Origin of the sequence: Bacillus sp. FSL K6-2861, assembly GCF_038630725.1 — a bacterium.
In the GTDB taxonomy this organism is placed as follows: domain Bacteria; phylum Bacillota; class Bacilli; order Bacillales; family Bacillaceae; genus Bacillus; species Bacillus velezensis.
This window is the reverse complement of the sequence record NZ_CP152037.1, coordinates 2331740-2349561: the sequence shown is the minus strand read 5'-3', so window position 1 is coordinate 2349561 and position 17822 is coordinate 2331740. Positions and strand designations below refer to the sequence as shown.

The window sequence follows — 17822 nt, the reverse complement described above, 5'->3', positions numbered from 1 at the left end:
TTATCTTGAATGAGACGAAAGCTTAAAAGAGACAGGGTGATACGATGAAGAAGTACACACTAATAGCGACGGCGCCGATGGGAATTGAAGCGATCGTCGCCAAAGAAGTGCGTGATTTAGGTTATGAATGCAAAGTAGACAACGGAAAAGTCATTTTTGAAGGAGATGCGCTTGCGATCTGCCGCGCTAACTTATGGCTGCGGACGGCTGACCGCATCAAAGTACAGGTCGCCGAGTTTCAGGCGAAAACGTTTGATGAGCTGTTTGAAAAAACAAAAGCGATTGACTGGCGCGCGTACATTCCGGAAAACGCAAAGTTCCCCGTTATCGGAAAATCCGTGAAATCAGTGCTTGCCAGTGTGCCTGACTGCCAGCGGATCGTCAAAAAGGCGATAGCGGAAAAGCTGAAACTTCAATCAGGAAAACAAAATGAGTGGATTGAAGAAACGGGCCCCGAGTATAAGGTGGAGATTTCCCTTTTAAAAGATAAAGCCGTGCTTACACTGGATTCATCAGGAACAGGCCTTCACAAACGGGGATACAGGGTTGATCAGGGAGGAGCTCCGATTAAAGAGACGCTCGCTGCCGCGTTAATTCAGTTAACCAACTGGACGCCTGACCGTCCGTTCGTCGATCCGTTCTGCGGTTCCGGCACGATCGCCATTGAAGCCGCTTTAATCGGACAAAACATTGCTCCCGGTTTTAACCGTGATTTTGTTTCAGAAGACTGGGAATGGATCGGAAAAGAACTGTGGGACAAGGCGCGTCTTGAAGTGGAAGAAAAGGCGAACTATGATCAGCCGCTGCAGATCTTTGCCAGTGACGTAGATCACCGGATGGTAAACATCGCCAAAGAAAACGCAGAAGAAGCGGGACTTGGTGACCTGATCGAATGCAAGCAAATGCGGGTGCAGGATTTTACGACGAAGCTCGAATACGGCGTAATCGTCGGAAACCCTCCGTACGGCGAACGGCTCGGCGAAAAAAGGGAAGTCGAGCAGATGTATAAAGAAATGGGCCGGGCATTTGAATCTCTTGATACATGGTCTGTCTACATGTTAACGTCAAATGAACAATTTGAAGAGGTCTACGGAAGAAAAGCAACCAAAAAACGGAAGCTCTTTAACGGTTTTATCAAAACGGATTATTATCAGTACTGGGCTAAAGTGCGGCCGCAGCGGAAAAAGCCGCAACAAAGAGAAGACGCCTGAAACAGCGTCTTCTCCGACATCTTTACGTTTTATTCTGCCATTACCAGCGGTGCGCTTTTGCGTTGCTCCGTAAAATAATGTTGGTCTGGGACATTTCGGTGTGGCCGTTCACTTGCGATTTAGAGCGTTTCGGCCGCGTCCAATTGTGATGAAACAATTCAGAATGCTGATCTAATCGATCTTTATAACTCATGTAACCATCACTCCCGGATAGAATAATTTTGTGAAGATGGATATTCGATCGAATATCTGTTGTAGTTTGTGCAGGTCAGGTGCGGATCATTCAGAATGGCATGTATAGAAAGTGAAGCATCGGCATAGAATGATGATTATTTCTATTTGAGAGGTGATCTATTTTATGCTGAACAGCGAGCACTTCAGTAAAATACAAAAGGCGTTAGACGCAACTGCTTTCCGGCTGGAAGAAGCCGGAGCGGAGTTCGGTCCTTCCGCCATGACACACGCACAGGAAGAACTTGAAAATGCGGTAAAACATACACATTCAACAGACCATCCGTTCCTATGTACACATATCATTAACCGGAAATGATAATGGCAAAAACTTGGCGAGGCCAAGTTTTTTTGTTGTATTGAAAAGGGTTAAATGATATTATAGATGGTCTGAATGCCGAATAGTTAGGGGTTGGAGTTGGGTGACAACATCACGTTTGCCTTTTGCTTTAACAAAAGAAAAGAATTTTTACGAAGAATTGAACAATTGGATTGGTGACGTGTTTTACGATATCCTTCCCGAGAAAGGCTTTGACCTTCGGGATGAGCAGGTATTTATGGCGTTTCAGCTTGAACGGGCATTTAAAGAGAAAAAAGTCATGTTCGCTGAGGCAGGAGTCGGTACGGGGAAAACGCTGGTATATCTGCTGTTTGCCATCAGCTATGCCAGATATACGGGTAAACCGGCCATTATCGCATGCGCCGATGAAACGTTAATTGAACAGCTTGTCAAAAAAGAAGGCGACATTTCCAAGCTGACAGAACATTTGGATCTGCAGATTGATACACGGCTGTCCAAATCCCATGAGCAGTATCTGTGTCTGAAAAAGCTTGAGAAAACGATGCAGCGTTCTGATGATGAAAAGTGGCTGGATCTTTATGAGTCGCTGCCTTCATTCGTACACGAATCACAAGCGATGCAGCGCTTTTATCCGTACGGCGACCGCAAACAGTACGCTGATTTGACGAATGAAGAGTGGGCAGGCGTCAGCTATGATTCCTTCCAAGATTGTTTAACTTGTGATATGAGACATAGATGCGGTTTAACACTTTCGAGAGATCATTACAGAAAATCAACGGATCTGATTGTTTGCTCCCATGATTTCTACATGGAGCATGTATGGACGGAAGAATCACGCAAAAGGGAAGGACAGCTGCCGCTTTTGCCGGATCACAGCGCCGTCGTATTTGATGAAGGACATCTGCTGGAATTCGCCGCGCAAAAAGCGTTAACGTATCGTGTGAAGCAGTCGACGCTTGAGCTGTTTTTAGAGCGTCTGCTTCAAAATGACATCAGAGAGGAATTCGCCGAACTGATTGAAGATGCCCTTGCCGCAAACGATGAGTTTTTCTATGTGCTGTCAGAGGAATCGAAGGAAATCGCCGGCTCTCACCGATTGGACATCCAAAACGACCAGCGTGTTAAGCGTGCGGCTGACGAACTGTGCCGTCTGCTCGATAAAATCGGCGAGGCGCTCGTATTTGAATCGGAAATGTATACGATCGATAAGTACGAACTGTCAGTTGTAGAAGAATACGTCGAACAAATGGCATATTCGCTGTCGCTGTATCAAAAGGATGCCATCAGCTGGCTTGAAACGCGGGATACAGACTCAACGTTTGTCGTTATGCCGAGAACAGTAGCCGAAGTTTTGGGAGAAAAGGTCTTTTCTAAAAAGATTCCTTATATCTTCTCATCGGCCACTCTTTCTGAGGGCGGTTCATTTGATTATATCGCTGACAGTCTCGGAATCCGTGATCCTTTATCATTTACCGTTGAATCTCCGTACGATTACGAGGAGCAAATGTCTGTTGCGCTTCACGGTGACATGACGTCTGAGCAGAAAACTGCCGAAACGATTGAAACCATTAAGGAGAATGAAGGACGCACCCTCGTTCTTTTCCCTTCCTTTGAAGACATGAAGGAATTTAAAGAACAGGCTGCCGCGTGGGAGCTGCCGTATCCGATATACTACGAAGGTGACGAAGAGATCTCCAGTCTGGTCGGAAAATTCCAGCGGGATGAAGAATCCGTGCTTTGTTCCGTCCACTTATGGGAAGGTCTTGACATTCCCGGTGACTCGCTCCGGAATGTGACCATTTGGGCATTGCCGTATCCGCCTCATGATCCCGTGTTTACCGCAAAGCGGAACGGAGCGAAAAAAGATCCGTTTGAGGAAGTTGATCTGCCGTACATGCTTTTGAGAGTCCGGCAGGGAATCGGCCGCCTCATCCGTTCTAATCAGGACAGCGGAACCATATCCATTTATGCGGGCGGAGAAAGTGAACGGGTCCTGGCCGAAGTCAAAAAGGTCTTGCCTGTTACACCGAAAATCGTATAAAAACAAAAGCTGCAGGATTCTTATCCTGCGGCTTTTTTAAATCCGGGAAGTTGACTTTATCACGGCATTCCATTAGCCTGTAATTGATAGTGAAAAGGGAGGGGAACGGATATGGATTTACATACTTATGAAAAAGAGTTTTTTGATCTGTTAAAAAGAGTATCCCACTATGTCGAAGCCATTGCACTTATGCATTGGGACTTAAGAACGGGAGCCCCAAAAAAAGGCTCTGATGACCGGGCGGAAAGCATCGGACAGCTGTCGGCTGACGTTTTTCAAATCCAGACATCCGACCGGATGAAAGAGCTGATCGACATCCTTCTCGCGCATGCAGAGGAGCTCTCTGAAGATACAGTGAAAGCGGCGGAACTTGCGAAAAAAGATTATGATCACAATAAAAAAATTCCTGAAGATGAGTATAAAGAATATGTCATTTTGACATCGAAAGCTGAAACGGCTTGGGAGGATGCAAGGGCGGCCTCTGATTTCTCTATGTTTGCTCCGTACCTTGAGAAGCTGATTGATTTTAATAAGCGGTTTATTTCGTATTGGGGCTATGAAGACCATCCATACAACGCATTGCTCGATATTTTCGAACCGGGTGTTACGGTAAAGGTGCTGGATCAGTTGTTTTCTGAATTGAAGGAAGCGATCATTCCGCTTGTCAAAAAAGTGACGGCATCCGGAAATAAACCGGACACTTCCTTTATAACGAAAACGTTTTCGAAAGAACAACAAAGAGCCCTCTCCTTGTATTTCTTAAAAGAGTTCGGGTATGATTTTGACGGCGGCCGCCTGGACGAGACGGTGCATCCGTTTGCGACGACAATCAACCGGGGCGATGTGCGGGTGACGACCAGATATGACGAAAACGATTTCCGCACGGCAATTTTCGGAACGATTCATGAATGCGGGCATGCGATCTACGAGCAGAATATTGACGAAGCGCTGAGCGGAACGAACTTATCTGATGGTGCATCCATGGGAATTCATGAATCCCAATCATTATTTTATGAAAACTTTATCGCCAGAAATCAACATTTCTGGACCGCCTATTATGAAAAAATGGTTGAGGCTTCGCCTGATCAATTTCAAGATGTGAAAAGAGAGGACTTTGTACGCGCCGTAAATGAGGCGAAACCGACATTTATCCGAATTGAAGCCGATGAGCTGACATATCCGCTTCATATTATTATCCGTTATGAAATTGAAAAAGCGATTTTCAGCAATAAAGTGACAGTGGAAGAACTGCCTGCATTGTGGAATCAAAAATATCATGATTATTTAGGCATTACGCCGCCATCTGACGCCAAAGGCATTTTGCAGGACGTACATTGGGCGGGCGGCGATTTCGGCTATTTCCCTTCCTATGCGCTCGGATATATGTATGCGGCACAGCTGAAGCATACCATGCTTGACGATCTGCCCGAATTTGACCAATTAATAGAACGGGGCGATTTTGAGCCGATCAAACAATGGCTGACAGAAAAGGTTCATCAGCACGGAAGACGCAAAATGCCGCTTGACATCATAAAAGATGCAACGGGAGAAGAGCTGAACGTTCAATATCTCATTGAGTATCTCGTCGGCAAATATTCAAATTTATATTTATAAACGAAACGCCCGGCATACACCGGGTGTTTTTCTAAAAATTCTAAAAAGACGAATAATCGAAAACCAATTCTTTGTAAAAGTTCGGAAATATTCAAATTTCACTATGCAAAAGAAGTGTATCTTGTTATAATTTGATTAATATCATACGAACACTCATATAATCGCGTGGATATGGCACGCAAGTTTCTACCGGTCACCGTAAATGTCCGACTATGAGTGAGCAATGGAACGGCTTTATTCGGCCGTTGCGTGTAGATCATTCGGCATTGCTTGCTCTTTTTTTGGAGAGCGGGCAATGCTTTTTTATTTTTTTATAAGCGGGGGTAATCATTGTGGAAGCATTAAAACGAAAAATAGCAGAAGACGGAATTGTTCTTTCTGATCAAGTGCTGAAAGTGGATTCTTTTTTAAACCATCAAATTGATCCGGTTCTCATGCAGCAGATCGGCCGGGAATTTGCGCGCCGTTTTGAAAAAGACGAGATAACCAAAATCGTCACAATTGAATCTTCGGGCATTGCCCCTGCGGTGATGGCCGGCCTTGAACTCGGCGTTCCCGTCATCTTTGCGAGAAAAAGGAAGTCTCTCACATTAACGGATGATCTGCTGACGGCATCCGTCTATTCTTTCACGAAAAAAACAGAAAGTCAGATTGCAATCTCCGGAAATCATCTGTCGAAAGATGACCGCGTGTTAATCATTGACGACTTTTTAGCGAACGGACAGGCGGCAGAAGGACTTTTATCCATTGTAAAACAAGCAGGCGCAGCGGTTTGCGGGATCGGAATCGTCATTGAAAAGTCATTTCAGCCGGGAAGAGATGAGCTGGTGAAAAAAGGATGCCGGGTCGAATCACTGGCGAGAATTCAATCGCTTGAAGACGGAAAAGTGACATTTGTACAGGAGGTCCGTTCATGAAAAACGGCTATGCCAAAACACTTTCCCTCGGTATCCAGCACGTGCTTGCCATGTATGCCGGCGCCGTCGTCGTTCCCTTAATTGTAGGAGCGGCATTGGGACTGAACGCAGAACAGCTGACATATCTCGTATCAATTGACATTTTTATGTGCGGGGCGGCTACGCTGCTTCAAGTATGGAGGAATAAATGTTTCGGCATCGGCTTGCCTGTTGTGCTCGGCTGTACGTTCACCGCGGTAGCGCCGATTATTTCCATCGGTAAGGAGTACGGGATTTCAGCCATTTACGGGAGCATTTTGGCATCGGGTCTGCTTGTCATTCTGCTGTCGTTTTTCTTCGGCAAGCTCGTATCCTTTTTCCCGCCTGTGGTAACCGGATCTGTCGTGACGATTATCGGGATGACCTTAATGCCGGTCGCGATGAATCATATTGCCGGCGGGGAAGGCAGCAAGGATTTCGGTGATCCGGCTAACCTTGCCCTCGGATTTACGGTGCTCGTCATCATCGTGCTGCTTTATCGGTTTACAAAAGGATTTTTGAAATCCATTTCGATTTTAATCGGCATTGTCATCGGGACGGCCATCGCATATTTTATGGGAAAAGTGCAATTTGACAATGTGGCGAATGCTGACGCAATTCAAATGATTAAACCGTTTTACTTCGGGACGCCGACATTTCATGCGGCACCGATTATTACGATGTCCATCGTTGCCATTGTCAGCCTTGTTGAGTCAACCGGCGTCTATTTCGCTCTCGGTGACCTGACAAACCGGCGCCTGTCTGAACGTGATTTAGCAAAAGGCTACCGTGCGGAAGGCCTGGCGGTATTCATCAGCGGCATTTTTAATGCTTTTCCGTACACGGCTTATTCCCAAAACGTCGGCCTCGTGCAGCTGACGGGAATTAAGAAAAACGCGGTTATCGGTGTCACGGGCGCACTTTTAATGCTGTTCGGCCTTTTTCCGAAAATCGCAGCCTTCACGACCATCATCCCGTCTTCCGTACTGGGAGGCGCGATGGTGGCCATGTTCGGCATGGTCATCTCCTACGGCATTAAAATGCTCAGTCAAATTGACTTTAAAAAGCAGGAAAACCTTCTGATTGTCGCGTGTTCGGTCGGATTGGGACTCGGTGTAACCGTCGTTCCCGATATGTTTAAGCACCTGCCGTCTTACTTAAATCTGCTGACCACAAACGGAATCGTCGCCGGAAGCTTTACCGCCGTCCTTTTGAATATTATTTATAATATGATTCCTAAAACGAAAAAAACCCTTGATGTGACAAGGGTTCAAGAGGGTTAGTTATCCGTTTTTCTTTAAAATAACATCTTATTTTATCCAGATCGAGGATGCTTCCGAAAGTTGATGAACTTTTTGCGAGGCATTCTCTTTTTTTATTAGTTTCATTGTTTGAAAAGAAACAAATTGAGTGATGAGGCATCCGCCTTATTTCGCCGAAAAACCGTCCTGGACTATATGTACGTGAACGAGTATCTTGTGCACGGATCCTTACAAATGAGAGTGAAAAGAAGGGAAAGCCCCTTCTTTTAATTAATCCATCCTTCAAAAGTTGCGCGATAGAACCCTTCGATTATCTCTACTTTCTTAAGGTAATATGTAACACCATTCTTAACAGTTGTATTTGGGATATCCCATCTATGAAGGTAATCCATTGTAAAAGAATCTTTGGTCGCTTGTGTCGAAATTTTTGTTTGAGTTGAGTCGCTATTTGTATGACCAGGGCTAGATGCAAAAGCAGGGGCAGCGGAAACGAGTAAAGCGAGAGACAAGGCAGAACCAGTTAAAACTTTTTTTAATTTCATTTTAAACACTCCTTTTTTTAATACACTTGTATTATTACATACAATGCAAAAATAACCAAGGGTTTTTTTGTTAATATTTTGTGAGCGTGAATGTAGTTAGGGGCAATCCTTTCATTCACTGTTGCGGCTTATTTCAGAATATTGATAAGTATATAGAGAAAAAGAGTTGAATATTGCTGGCTTCTGGTGAGATGCAGCCTTTGAGTCAGTGCTTGCTTTAGCTATTCCAGCGCTTTTCCAACGGGGAAGGTGCGATATGAAATTTAACACTGAAACAATTGTACAAAAGTAAAATCTTTATTTAAAATGTTATAAATACGGATTTTCAATATAGGAGGTTATCTGATGGCAGAAAAGAAAAAAGCTTTAATCATTGTGGATGTACAAAAAGCCTTTGATGATAAAAAGTGGGGAGACCGAAATAACGTAAAGGCGGAAGAAAATATCAGCAAAATACTGAAATTATGGAGAGAAAAAGGATGGACAGTCATATACATACAACATATTTCTGATAAACCTGGTTCTTTATTTTATCCAAAAAATGAGGGGGTTGCTATAAAGGAAATCGTTAAACCTATGGATAAAGAAGTCATTATAACCAAGAAAGTAAACAGCAGCTTTATTGGGACTAATCTAGAAGAGCTTTTAAAAGCAAATGATATAACAACTGTCGTAATCACTGGCTTGACTACGCCGCACTGTGTTTCAACAACCACAAGGATGAGCGGTAATTTAGGATTTGATACATACCTCATTTCAGATGCAACAGCAGCCTTCGAAATGAGAGACCAAAATGATACATATTATGATGCAGAGACTATTCATAATATATCTCTGGCCACGTTGCATGATGAATTTGCCACAATATTAACGACTGATCAATTAATCAATGATTTTATAAAAACAAACTGATTAACATTATGGCTAAGGCCGGCGGTAGGGATAGGCGGCTGAAATTCAGGCGCATACAAGGACCTCTTCGGAAAATACGGGGGTTGCCGACTCTTTTCATCGTCGCAATATATATTGAAAAAGGCATCTGCTTCAGATGCTTTTTTTGTTTCTTGTAAACCGGTTTCGGTAAAAAATGGCGGTTAACGGTCTGATTCGGTTTCGGTTTTGAATAACAAAAGGCTTTACTAATCAGCGAATTATTCAAGATTTTTTGGCTTGTGCTGAGTCTGGTGTTTTTTGATTTCCTCGAATAGATTGGCTTGATCATCTTTTTGAGGCTGAGACTCTTTGTTAAGGAATTTTGGATCGATCACATTTTTAATATCTTTGATGGTTAAAGGCTTACAGTCATCTTTTAATTCGTAGCCTAATTGTCCATTAGCTTCTAAAGTGGCATATTTAATTGTGTTTATGTTTGAAATGCCAAGAAGTCTTAAACGCATTTCGAGTTGATCTGCTGTCAGTCTCAGCTTCTTTAAGTTTTCTATATTGAGTTGGCCGTCTTCTATAACGAATTTAGATTTTCCGGTTAAAAAGATTCAATCCAGTTTACTTTTACTTGAAACCATTCCATCAAAATCAAAGCGCTAAAAAGGATAGACGCAGCGATTAATGTTTTCAATAAACTGGTTTCTAAAATGGGGTGAACGATAATCGTACCGATTGAAATCATCACCAGTGTCTGTGCAATGGTCATTTGTGCAATGGATTTTCTCCCTGAAATTCTCAGTAAGATCATTCCGAATACAATTATAATTAATTCTTCCCAAGCAAATCTCATGTTATCACTCTGGGTTGTGTCCTATCAAAAATAAAAGAGCAAGTAAGAGGTTTTATGAGGTACTTGCTCACGAAAAATTATTGCCCTTATTTTTCAGGTGTTTTTCTGATCGGGGATGTCCTGCGCCCCTCGTCCAAAAGAAGGTTTGATAACTAAAGAGGGGAGGAAAAACATTCCATGGCCTTTTGTTTACGTCAGCATATATCAAGAATAGAGTTACCTTAACATGAGCTGGGGAACTCAGGCGTCCATAGAAATGTTCTGAAGGATCTGGATTGATTCTTCGTAAAGAGTTGAGGCTCGGCTTTTGGATAGACATGTGATTCACTAAAGTGCTGCAGGATCCGATCAAAAAACCTATGGCAGGAGAGAATTTTAGATTATGTGTTTTTGCGTCTAAAAGCAGAAAACAGTACGACTGATAATGATCATCGGGTGAAATGAAATTACGCACCTAGGTGCTGTATGTTGGATCAATTATAAAAGGAAGTGAAACTAGAAAAAGGGGCAAAGCCCCCTTCATATTAGTAACAGCGCTCATCATTCCCATACCAGATTCCGTTCCGGAAAGAAACTCCTTTTAGATACCAATTGATATCGTCCAGCAGTTGCAAAAGCAGAAGGTGCTGATACAAGTAGAGCAAGAGATAATTCAGAATCTGTCACAATTTTTAATTTTGACACTTTTTAGGTACATGTTAGCAATCATTTATTCTCTTATCGGCACGGTAACATACGGATTATTTTTAGTTGTTACTTAGAACAAACATTCCGCGTCATGAAAAATCAGCTTTTGTAGACGGCTGTCCAAGTGCCATCAGCACCATGGAAGGTGATGTTGTCTAAATAATAGGTGATTCCATTCCGGTAAATTGAAGTAGGATAATCAGGGCCGGAACCATTAAGTATGAACGTCGCCAAAGCAGATACTTCCTTCGTTTTACTTTCTGCAGAAGGTGTATCAGCAGGACCTGCGGCAAAAGCAGGGGCGGCAGAACAGAGTAAAGCGAGTGATAGGGCTGAGCCGGCTAAAGCTTTTTTCATTTTCATTGTAAACACTCCTTTTCTTTTTTAACACAATTGTATTATTACATATTATGTTAAATATGTACATGCTTATCTTTGTTAATTTTTTGTGAACAAACAGATAATCTATTTAAACGCAGAGATGAAATAAGTATGATGATGAAGCAATTATCATCTATAAATATAAGATCAGAAAGTGGCTGATTTTCTCAAAAATCATCTGCTCTTGCGAAATGAGGAGTTGCATGACATTTACGGAACGGGCCGTAGCCATTATCAAACAGATTCCTGAAGGAAAAGTGATGACGTATGGTCAAATTGCCGATCTTGCGGGAAGTCCGCGGGGAGCGAGGCAGGTTGTGAGGATTCTTCACTCCATGAGTAAAAAGCATCGTCTTCCTTGGCACAGGGTCATCAATGCAAAGGGCGAAATCGGATTGAGAGACGAAGAGATGTTTTCTGTACAGAAGCTGTCTCTTGAAGCTGAGGGGGTAGCGGTCACGTCAGACGGACGGATCGATCTCAATTTATACCTATATGATCCGAATATGTAAAAAAACCTGCCGTATATCGGCAGGTTTTTCAGTTATATGCTTTGAGCCGGCCAGAAAGGTTTTGCCGGATATAAGGCCATTCCTCCCGAAGGATGGAGTAGTAGGCGGTATCTCTGAGACCGCCGTCGACAGCCGGAATGTGTGCGCGGCGGATCCCTTCAAATTGGGCTCCGATCCGCAAAATCGCAGTCCGTGAGCGCTGGTTGCGAACATCGGTTTTCAGCGTCACCCTGACAGCTTGCCACACGTCAAACGCATGAGTCAGCATCAGAAGTTTACATTCCGTATTGACACCAGTCCGCTGCACGGCAGAGGCATACCATGTGCTGCCAATCTCACACACTTCCGGAGCTGCGTCCGCCGGCCGCGTAAACACTTCCGCAACCATAAACCGCGTGCTTCCGACGATTCGGTCTGTTTCAAGACTCCGTACTGCAAAAGGCAATGCAAGTCCTTTTTCATAATCGGAAAGCGCACGCTCAATATAACGCTTTGTTTCTTCGATTCCGTCAGGGACATGGGTGTAAGCATAAGTCGTCCTATTTTCTGAAGCTGCTTCGCAAAGTGCCTGAGAGTGATCAATCGTCAGCAGCTCTAACTGAACGAGTGACCCTTTAAGAATGACAGGTGTCAGCATCCCAATCACAACCTTTTTTATGAATGGATCAAGTATAGCCGAACGGTTTCTTATTCAAAAGGGCCAATTTCCTATTAAAATGGCATGTCAGTGAAATCCTCGATTCAAACTTATGCATACATTCAGGAAAAAAGCGGAAACCTTTATGTAAAGAGGTGATGGGCATGGCATATGTGTTATCTGTCGGAACGAGCATTCCGAAGTATCATGTCTCGCAAGAAACGGCGGCGGATTTTGCGAGAGGGATGTTTGCCGATTCATTTAAGGATATTGATCGGCTGTTAAAAGCCTTTCAAAACGGCGAAATTGAATCAAGGCAGTTTGTCCGGCCGATTGAATGGTATAAAACGGCACGGGGTTTTTCAGAAAAAAACCGGCTGTATACGGAAGAAACCGTCAAGCACAGTGCGGATGCGGCACTTGATTGTTTAACAAACCCGGATTGTTTAACAAATCCCTTTCCATATGAAAAAGTGGATGCGATCTTTTTTATTTCCAGCACCGGGCTTTCGACTCCCAGCATTGAAGCGAAAGTGATGAATCAGCTTCCGTTTTCTGCGAAAACAAAACGGATACCGATCTGGGGCTTAGGATGCGCGGGCGGAGCGGCCGGCCTGTCCAGGGCGTACGAATACTGCCGCGCGTATCCTGAAGCATACGTGCTTGTCATCGCGGCTGAACTCTGCAGCTTAACGTTTCAGCCGAACGACAAGTCAAAAAGCAACTTAATCGGAACTTCCCTGTTTGCGGACGGGATTGCCGCAGTACTAATGGGAGGAGAAAAGGCGAACCGAAACGACGTCAAACAGCCGCTTCTTCCGCGGATATTCGCCACTCAATCGGTGATGATGCCGGATGCGGAAGATGTGATGGGCTGGGAATTCACCGACAGCGGTTTTCAAGTCATTTTTTCAAGAGACATTCCCACCCTGGTTTCACAGTGGCTGAAGGACAATGTTGATGAATTTTTATTTGAATATGGTGTCAGTCCTCACGACATTAAAACCTTTCTTGCCCATCCAGGCGGGAAAAAGGTCATTGACGCCTATTTAACGAGTCTTTCAATGGGCACCGGGCAGCTTGCGGCATCTCGGAAGGTGCTGCAAAAACACGGGAACATGTCTTCCGCAACTATTTTTCATGTGATAAAAGAACAGTTGCTCAACGGACGGCAGAAAGAAAACGAAAAAGGGCTGATCGGCGCTCTCGGGCCGGGATTTTCGTCTGAGCTTTTGCTGTTCAGCTGGGAAAAGGGGGCTTCTTAATGTTTTGGCTGTTTATCATGCTGCTTGCGGCCCAGCGGATTGCGGAGATGATCGTGGCCCGGCGCAATGAGCAAAAGGTGAAAAAGCAAGGCGCAGTCGAATACGGAGAAGGACATTATCCCTTTCTCGTCCTGATGCACGTGCTCTTTTTCGTCTCTCTTACAGCTGAGGTGGCGGCGTTTCAAAAAACGCTTTCTCCAAGGTGGGCCGCCATTATATGTATTATTTTATTTGTACAGGGGATCAGGTATTGGGCTCTATTATCATTAGGGCGGTATTGGAATACGAAAATCCTTGTCGTGCCGGATGCGGAGCTTGTCAGAAAGGGGCCGTACAGGTGGATGAAGCACCCGAACTACGCGGTCGTCATCTTAGAATTTATTTTTCTGCCGCTGTTATACGGAGCGTATTGGACACTGTTTCTCTTTTCGATTCTCAATGCCTGCATGCTCACTGTGAGGATTCGCGCCGAAGAGAAAGCGCTAGAAGAAAACACCGCAAAATAGAGATTGAAAATCATTCTCACTCATGATAAGATGTAAATATGAAAATGATTCTCATTCAAGGTGGTGCCGAAAATGACAATGTTATTTTTATTTGCAGCCGTTTGTACATACAGTGTTTTAATTGGTTTCGTATTGAAAAAAGTTTCGAATAAATCGATGTCTTCTTAAACATCTGCGGTTTTTCCTGCCGCGGGTGTTTTTTCTTTATCAGCTGCCGATATCGGCGGCTTTTTTGCGTTTCCTGAAGAAAAGTGAGCCATTCTTGTGTAAAATGGGGGAGAGGTTTTTTTCAGAGCTTTCTAAAAATGAAAAACGTCATTTGATGCGACAGACACAAAGGGGTAAAGACACATGACAGAAGAAGAACGCCATAACAGGGAGATTTTCAGCAGAACGGGTGCCTTATACGCACAATTTTTGGATCATCAGGATGAAAAACGGGCCGATCAGCTCGCGGCCATTATGAAAAAAGCGGCTGATGAAGAGGTTTATATCGCGTTTACCGGGCATTATTCGGCCGGAAAGTCCTCTTTATTAAACACATTGCTCGGTGAAGACATACTGCCGACAAGCCCGATTCCCACAAGCGCCAACCTCGTTGTCATCCGGCACGGTGAAGATAAAGTCGTGCTTCATACGACGGACGGGACTTATGCAGAAATTAAAGGAAGTTACGATAAAGAACAAGTGCAGCAATTCTGTAAAGACGGTGAGCAAATTGAAACGGTGGAAGTCTATGCCGGCTTTAAGGAGTCAGAGCCTTATGCGGCCTACATTGACACACCGGGAATTGATTCGACGGACGAAGCGCATTTTTTATCTGCCGCTTCGGTTCTCCATCAGGCTGACGCTTTATTTTACGTCGTTCATTATAATCACGTTCATTCAGAAGAAAATATGCTGTTTCTCAGCTCCATCAGAGACCGTATTCCGAATTTGTTTCTGATCGTCAACCAAATTGACAGGCATGATGAAACTGAAACGAAGTTTGAAGAGTACCGCAGGCAGGTGGAAGACATGCTTGAAGGCGCGGGAATACCGAAAGAATCGCTTTTCTTTACGTCTGTCACTGAGCCTGACCATCCTTTAAACGACATGGAACAGCTGAAAAAACATCTGTGGAAGCTGAAACAGCAGGCAAAAACAAATTTATGGTCCTTAACGGAGAGAAAAGTTGCACACTTAGTCAAAGAGCATACAGAGATGCTCGTAAAAGAAGATAAAAACGGCAGCGGAGAGCAGTTTGACAAACAAGAAGCACTTGTCCGTTCTGTTGAAGATGAGCTTAAACAAGCCGTTCAACAGGCTGAAACAGCAGAGAAAGACATCAGAAAAGACGTGCAGAACATATTGCAAAACGCTAATCTGACACCCTTTGAGATGAGGGAGCTTGCATCTGCTTATATTGAATCACAGCAGCCCTCATTTAAAACCGGATTATTCTTTTCAAAAGCGAAAACAGCTTCGGAAAAAGAAAGAAGGCATGCTGAATTTTTTGCCGATATTAAAAAAAGAACGGAAGGGGAAGCGGATTGGCATATTATCGACACATTTACGAAAGCGGCCAAGCGGTATGAAGCGGATTCGGACGAACTGATCAAGAAAATCCAGGCGTACCGCACACCGCTTTCTGATGATATCACCGCTCAGGCCCTTAAGCAGGGAGCGGCCTTTTCATCTGAATACGTATTAACTTATACGAAAGACCTCGCTGAAATGATCAGAAGGGAAGCCAAAAGACAGACAGCGGAACTCATTGAGGAGCTGACCGCTTATGTTCAGACAAAAAACGGACCGCTCATTGAGAACTTGAAAAACCGGCTCGAAAAAGAAAAGAAAATAAGGGATGAGCTCGCGCAATCGGCAAAAGAAGAACGCAATGCCTTGGAAAAAGCAGCCCGCGTCCGCGCTTTGTGGGAAGAAGAATTGACCTGTGATACGGGAAGCGGCGACTGGTATACGCGAAAAAAACGCCTTGCGAAAGTGCCCGTCCAAAAAGAGAAACCAAAAGAGGCTGTACAGCATGAAGTAAGCAAGCCCGAAAAAAATGCGATGAAGGAACTCCCTATAAAAGAGCAGACTGATCGGTTCTATGAGCTTGCCGGGATTCTTGAATCCTCGAACATATTAGGAAAACAGGCAGAAGCCTTTCGAAGCAGGATTGAGCGGCTTGAAAACCGTCAGTTTACCTTGGCGTTATTCGGCGGATTCAGTTCCGGTAAATCATCATTTGCAAATGCGCTTGTCGGTGAATACGTGCTTCCGTCATCACCGACGCCCACAACGGCTACGATCAACAAAATAACGAAACCGCAAGACGGCAAACCGCATAAATCTGCGGAGATCGTTTTTAAAACGGAAGAGGAGCTGGATGCTGAAATGCTTCAGCTGACTGAGCTGAAAGACGCTGACGTAAAGGGGCGTTCACTGAAAGAGAGATGGAATTATGCCATTAAAAAGGGGAAAATTCCGGATGAACTCATCCCGGTGATTCAGACGATGCTGCAGGCGTTTGATGCGTATGAAGAACAGATCCGTCAAAGGCTGACACTGACGGTGCCGGTTGAAGGTTTAAAACCGTACGCAGCCGAAGAAAAAACGGCCTGCTGCGTAAAAGAAGTCACCGTGTATTATGATTCGCCTCTCACGCAAAAAGGCATCACCATTGTTGATACGCCGGGAGCAAGCAGTATAAACAAGCGCCATACGGAGCTTGCCTTTCAATATATAAAAGATGCTGACGCGTTCTTTTATATGACGTACTATCAGCATTCTTTTTCAAAAGGAGACAGGTCCTTTCTGAAGAAACTCGGCCTCGTCAAAGAATCATTCGGCATGGATAAAATGTTTTTTGTCATTAACGCCGCCGATCTGGCCAAAACCGAAAGCGAGCTGGAAACCGTCAAAGACTATGTCCGCTCAGAACTCTCAAAAGAGGGAATTAACCGGCCGAAATTATATCATGTCTCAAGTAAAGAAGAGCTTGCGGGTAAAAAAGCAGCTTTTTATAACAGGTTCTCTGAAGTAAGAACCGGGCTTGAGCACTTTATTGAGGAAGATGTAATGAGGGCCAGCTGCGCCCAGCTGAAAACAGAGGCGGACAAATTGTGCGATATGGTGGAACAGCTTCACGAATCTCTTCACCAGTCGGCAGAAGAAAAAGAGAAAAAGAAACAGCGTCTGGAGTCTTCCTATGAAAAAGCTCTCGCTGACATTTCAAAGCGCCGTACGTCTGAGGTCATCATTCGAAAAGTGATGAAAGATACGGAAGAACAGCTCTATCACATTAAACACCGCCTGACGTTTTATGCGAATGATATGCTGAAAACCGCCTTCCATCCGGGTCTTCAAAACGGTGATTGGAAACAAAATATATCAGCGGCGCTGAATGAAGCGATCAAGGAATTCCGTTTTGAATATATTCAAGAGCTGAAAACGCTCGATATCCGGATGACCGGTTTTATTGAGCGCCATATGACTGAGGAATGGATGGAAAACTGTCAGAAGAAGCTTATGGAAGACGGAGATTTCTCCATTTATGTGAGCGGTGAAAACGAATTTGCCGTTCAGCTGAAAGAGGTCGCTCCGGTCATTGACGTCTCGGCATTCTCACATCACGTAAAGGAAGTTAAATCACCGAAGCAGTTTTTTGAACAGAACGGAAAAGCAGCGTTTGTAGAAGGGCTCAGGCTGAGCCTGCAAAAAGTGACAGAAAAGTGGCTTGAGCAGGAGAAAGAAAGCCTTTCAGAGCGATATGCTGAGCAGGTGCGCCGTCTGCAAGAAAACATGGCGGATAAAAGCCTGTCCCAGATCCGCGAGCAGCGGGACACTTATTTACAAGGTCTCGCGGAAAATACGAGTGCAAGGGAAATTGAACACCTTTACGAAGCCGAAAAAGCATGGAAAAAGAAAGATGAAATGCTGAAAATTTAAAAATCCGGTTGGCGGGCAGATAACAGTCG

Annotated in this window: 16 protein-coding genes, 1 pseudogene and 1 riboswitch; of the genes and pseudogenes, 12 read left to right on the top strand and 5 right to left on the bottom strand. The window is 44.3% G+C overall.

The features are described 5' to 3' along the window. Nucleotides 1-44: 44 nt before the first annotated feature. Nucleotides 45-1211 carry a class I SAM-dependent RNA methyltransferase gene (locus NYE62_RS11545; protein ID WP_015417697.1) on the top strand — a complete coding sequence of 389 codons (1167 nt, stop codon included), beginning with the start codon at nt 45-47 and terminating at the stop codon, nt 1209-1211. A 40-nt stretch (nt 1212-1251) separates the two neighbouring features. Here NYE62_RS11545 and NYE62_RS11540 read toward each other — a convergent pair whose 3' ends face one another. After that, nucleotides 1252-1404, bottom strand: a complete 153-nt coding sequence (locus NYE62_RS11540) for a YpzG family protein (RefSeq protein WP_003153548.1) — start codon at nt 1402-1404, stop codon at nt 1252-1254. A 165-nt stretch (nt 1405-1569) separates the two neighbouring features. Here NYE62_RS11540 and NYE62_RS11535 point away from each other — a divergent pair, with 165 nt between their 5' ends. The 5 genes from NYE62_RS11535 to pbuX all read left to right on the top strand — a co-directional run bounded on the left by NYE62_RS11535 (nt 1570) and on the right by pbuX (nt 7616). Further along, nucleotides 1570-1761, top strand: coding sequence for a hypothetical protein (locus tag NYE62_RS11535; protein ID WP_003153550.1), 192 nt, complete (start codon nt 1570-1572; stop codon nt 1759-1761). A 103-nt stretch (nt 1762-1864) separates the two neighbouring features. After that, nucleotides 1865-3784, top strand: coding sequence for an ATP-dependent DNA helicase (locus tag NYE62_RS11530; RefSeq protein ID WP_342496958.1), 1920 nt, complete (start codon nt 1865-1867; stop codon nt 3782-3784). 111 nt (nt 3785-3895) lie between these two features. Beyond that, complete coding sequence (locus NYE62_RS11525) at nt 3896-5398, top strand: carboxypeptidase M32 (protein WP_342496957.1); 1503 nt, start codon at nt 3896-3898, stop codon at nt 5396-5398. 133 nt (nt 5399-5531) lie between these two features. Further along, nucleotides 5532-5631: riboswitch (purine riboswitch) on the top strand. Between the two features lie 99 nt (nt 5632-5730). Beyond that, complete coding sequence (xpt, locus tag NYE62_RS11520) at nt 5731-6315, top strand: xanthine phosphoribosyltransferase (RefSeq protein WP_012117825.1); 585 nt, start codon at nt 5731-5733, stop codon at nt 6313-6315. Further along, complete coding sequence (pbuX, locus tag NYE62_RS11515; protein ID WP_012117824.1) at nt 6312-7616, top strand: xanthine permease PbuX; 1305 nt, start codon at nt 6312-6314, stop codon at nt 7614-7616. Before xpt ends, pbuX begins: the two co-directional genes overlap by 4 nt. Nucleotides 7617-7861: 245 nt before the next feature. On the opposite strand, the gene NYE62_RS11510 is transcribed toward pbuX, so the two are convergent. Continuing rightward, nucleotides 7862-8137 (bottom strand): hypothetical protein, encoded by a 276-nt coding sequence (locus NYE62_RS11510; RefSeq protein ID WP_015417694.1) that lies wholly within the window; start codon nt 8135-8137, stop codon nt 7862-7864. A 345-nt stretch (nt 8138-8482) separates the two neighbouring features. On the opposite strand from NYE62_RS11510, the gene NYE62_RS11505 reads away from it, so the two are divergent. After that, nucleotides 8483-9049, top strand: a complete 567-nt coding sequence (locus NYE62_RS11505) for a cysteine hydrolase family protein (protein ID WP_327973046.1) — start codon at nt 8483-8485, stop codon at nt 9047-9049. 239 nt (nt 9050-9288) lie between these two features. On the opposite strand, the pseudogene NYE62_RS11500 reads toward NYE62_RS11505, so the two are convergent. Together NYE62_RS11500 and NYE62_RS11495 are read right to left on the bottom strand one after the other, a co-directional pair. After that, a pseudogene (locus tag NYE62_RS11500) lies at nt 9289-9872 on the bottom strand (DUF421 domain-containing protein). A 786-nt stretch (nt 9873-10658) separates the two neighbouring features. Next, nucleotides 10659-10922 carry a hypothetical protein gene (locus NYE62_RS11495; protein WP_032866282.1) on the bottom strand — a complete coding sequence of 88 codons (264 nt, stop codon included), beginning with the start codon at nt 10920-10922 and terminating at the stop codon, nt 10659-10661. A 221-nt stretch (nt 10923-11143) separates the two neighbouring features. Here NYE62_RS11495 and NYE62_RS11490 point away from each other — a divergent pair, with 221 nt between their 5' ends. Beyond that, a complete protein-coding gene (locus NYE62_RS11490; protein ID WP_039254759.1) occupies nt 11144-11452 on the top strand; it encodes an MGMT family protein in 309 nt (102 codons plus the stop codon). Nucleotides 11453-11480: 28 nt separating this feature from the next. Here the strand turns inward: NYE62_RS11490 and NYE62_RS11485 are convergent, their stop codons facing one another. Beyond that, nucleotides 11481-12089, bottom strand: coding sequence for a GNAT family protein (locus tag NYE62_RS11485; protein WP_032866279.1), 609 nt, complete (start codon nt 12087-12089; stop codon nt 11481-11483). A gap of 164 nt (nt 12090-12253) precedes the next feature. On the opposite strand from NYE62_RS11485, the gene NYE62_RS11480 reads away from it, so the two are divergent. The 4 genes from NYE62_RS11480 (at nt 12254) to NYE62_RS11465 (ending at nt 17793) form a co-directional block, all read left to right on the top strand. Further along, nucleotides 12254-13354 carry a 3-oxoacyl-[acyl-carrier-protein] synthase III C-terminal domain-containing protein gene (locus tag NYE62_RS11480; RefSeq protein WP_007409511.1) on the top strand — a complete coding sequence of 367 codons (1101 nt, stop codon included), beginning with the start codon at nt 12254-12256 and terminating at the stop codon, nt 13352-13354. Then, entirely contained in the window at nt 13354-13860 is a 507-nt protein-coding gene (locus NYE62_RS11475) for an isoprenylcysteine carboxyl methyltransferase family protein (RefSeq protein ID WP_003153565.1), read from the top strand. The genes NYE62_RS11480 and NYE62_RS11475 overlap by 1 nt, the downstream gene beginning before the upstream one ends. A gap of 72 nt (nt 13861-13932) precedes the next feature. Then, a complete protein-coding gene (gene fbpC / locus NYE62_RS11470; RefSeq protein WP_025284905.1) occupies nt 13933-14028 on the top strand; it encodes a Fur-regulated basic protein FbpC in 96 nt (31 codons plus the stop codon). A gap of 183 nt (nt 14029-14211) precedes the next feature. Next, nucleotides 14212-17793, top strand: coding sequence for a dynamin family protein (locus NYE62_RS11465; RefSeq protein ID WP_144664623.1), 3582 nt, complete (start codon nt 14212-14214; stop codon nt 17791-17793). The last annotated feature ends 29 nt before the right edge of the window (nt 17794-17822 follow it).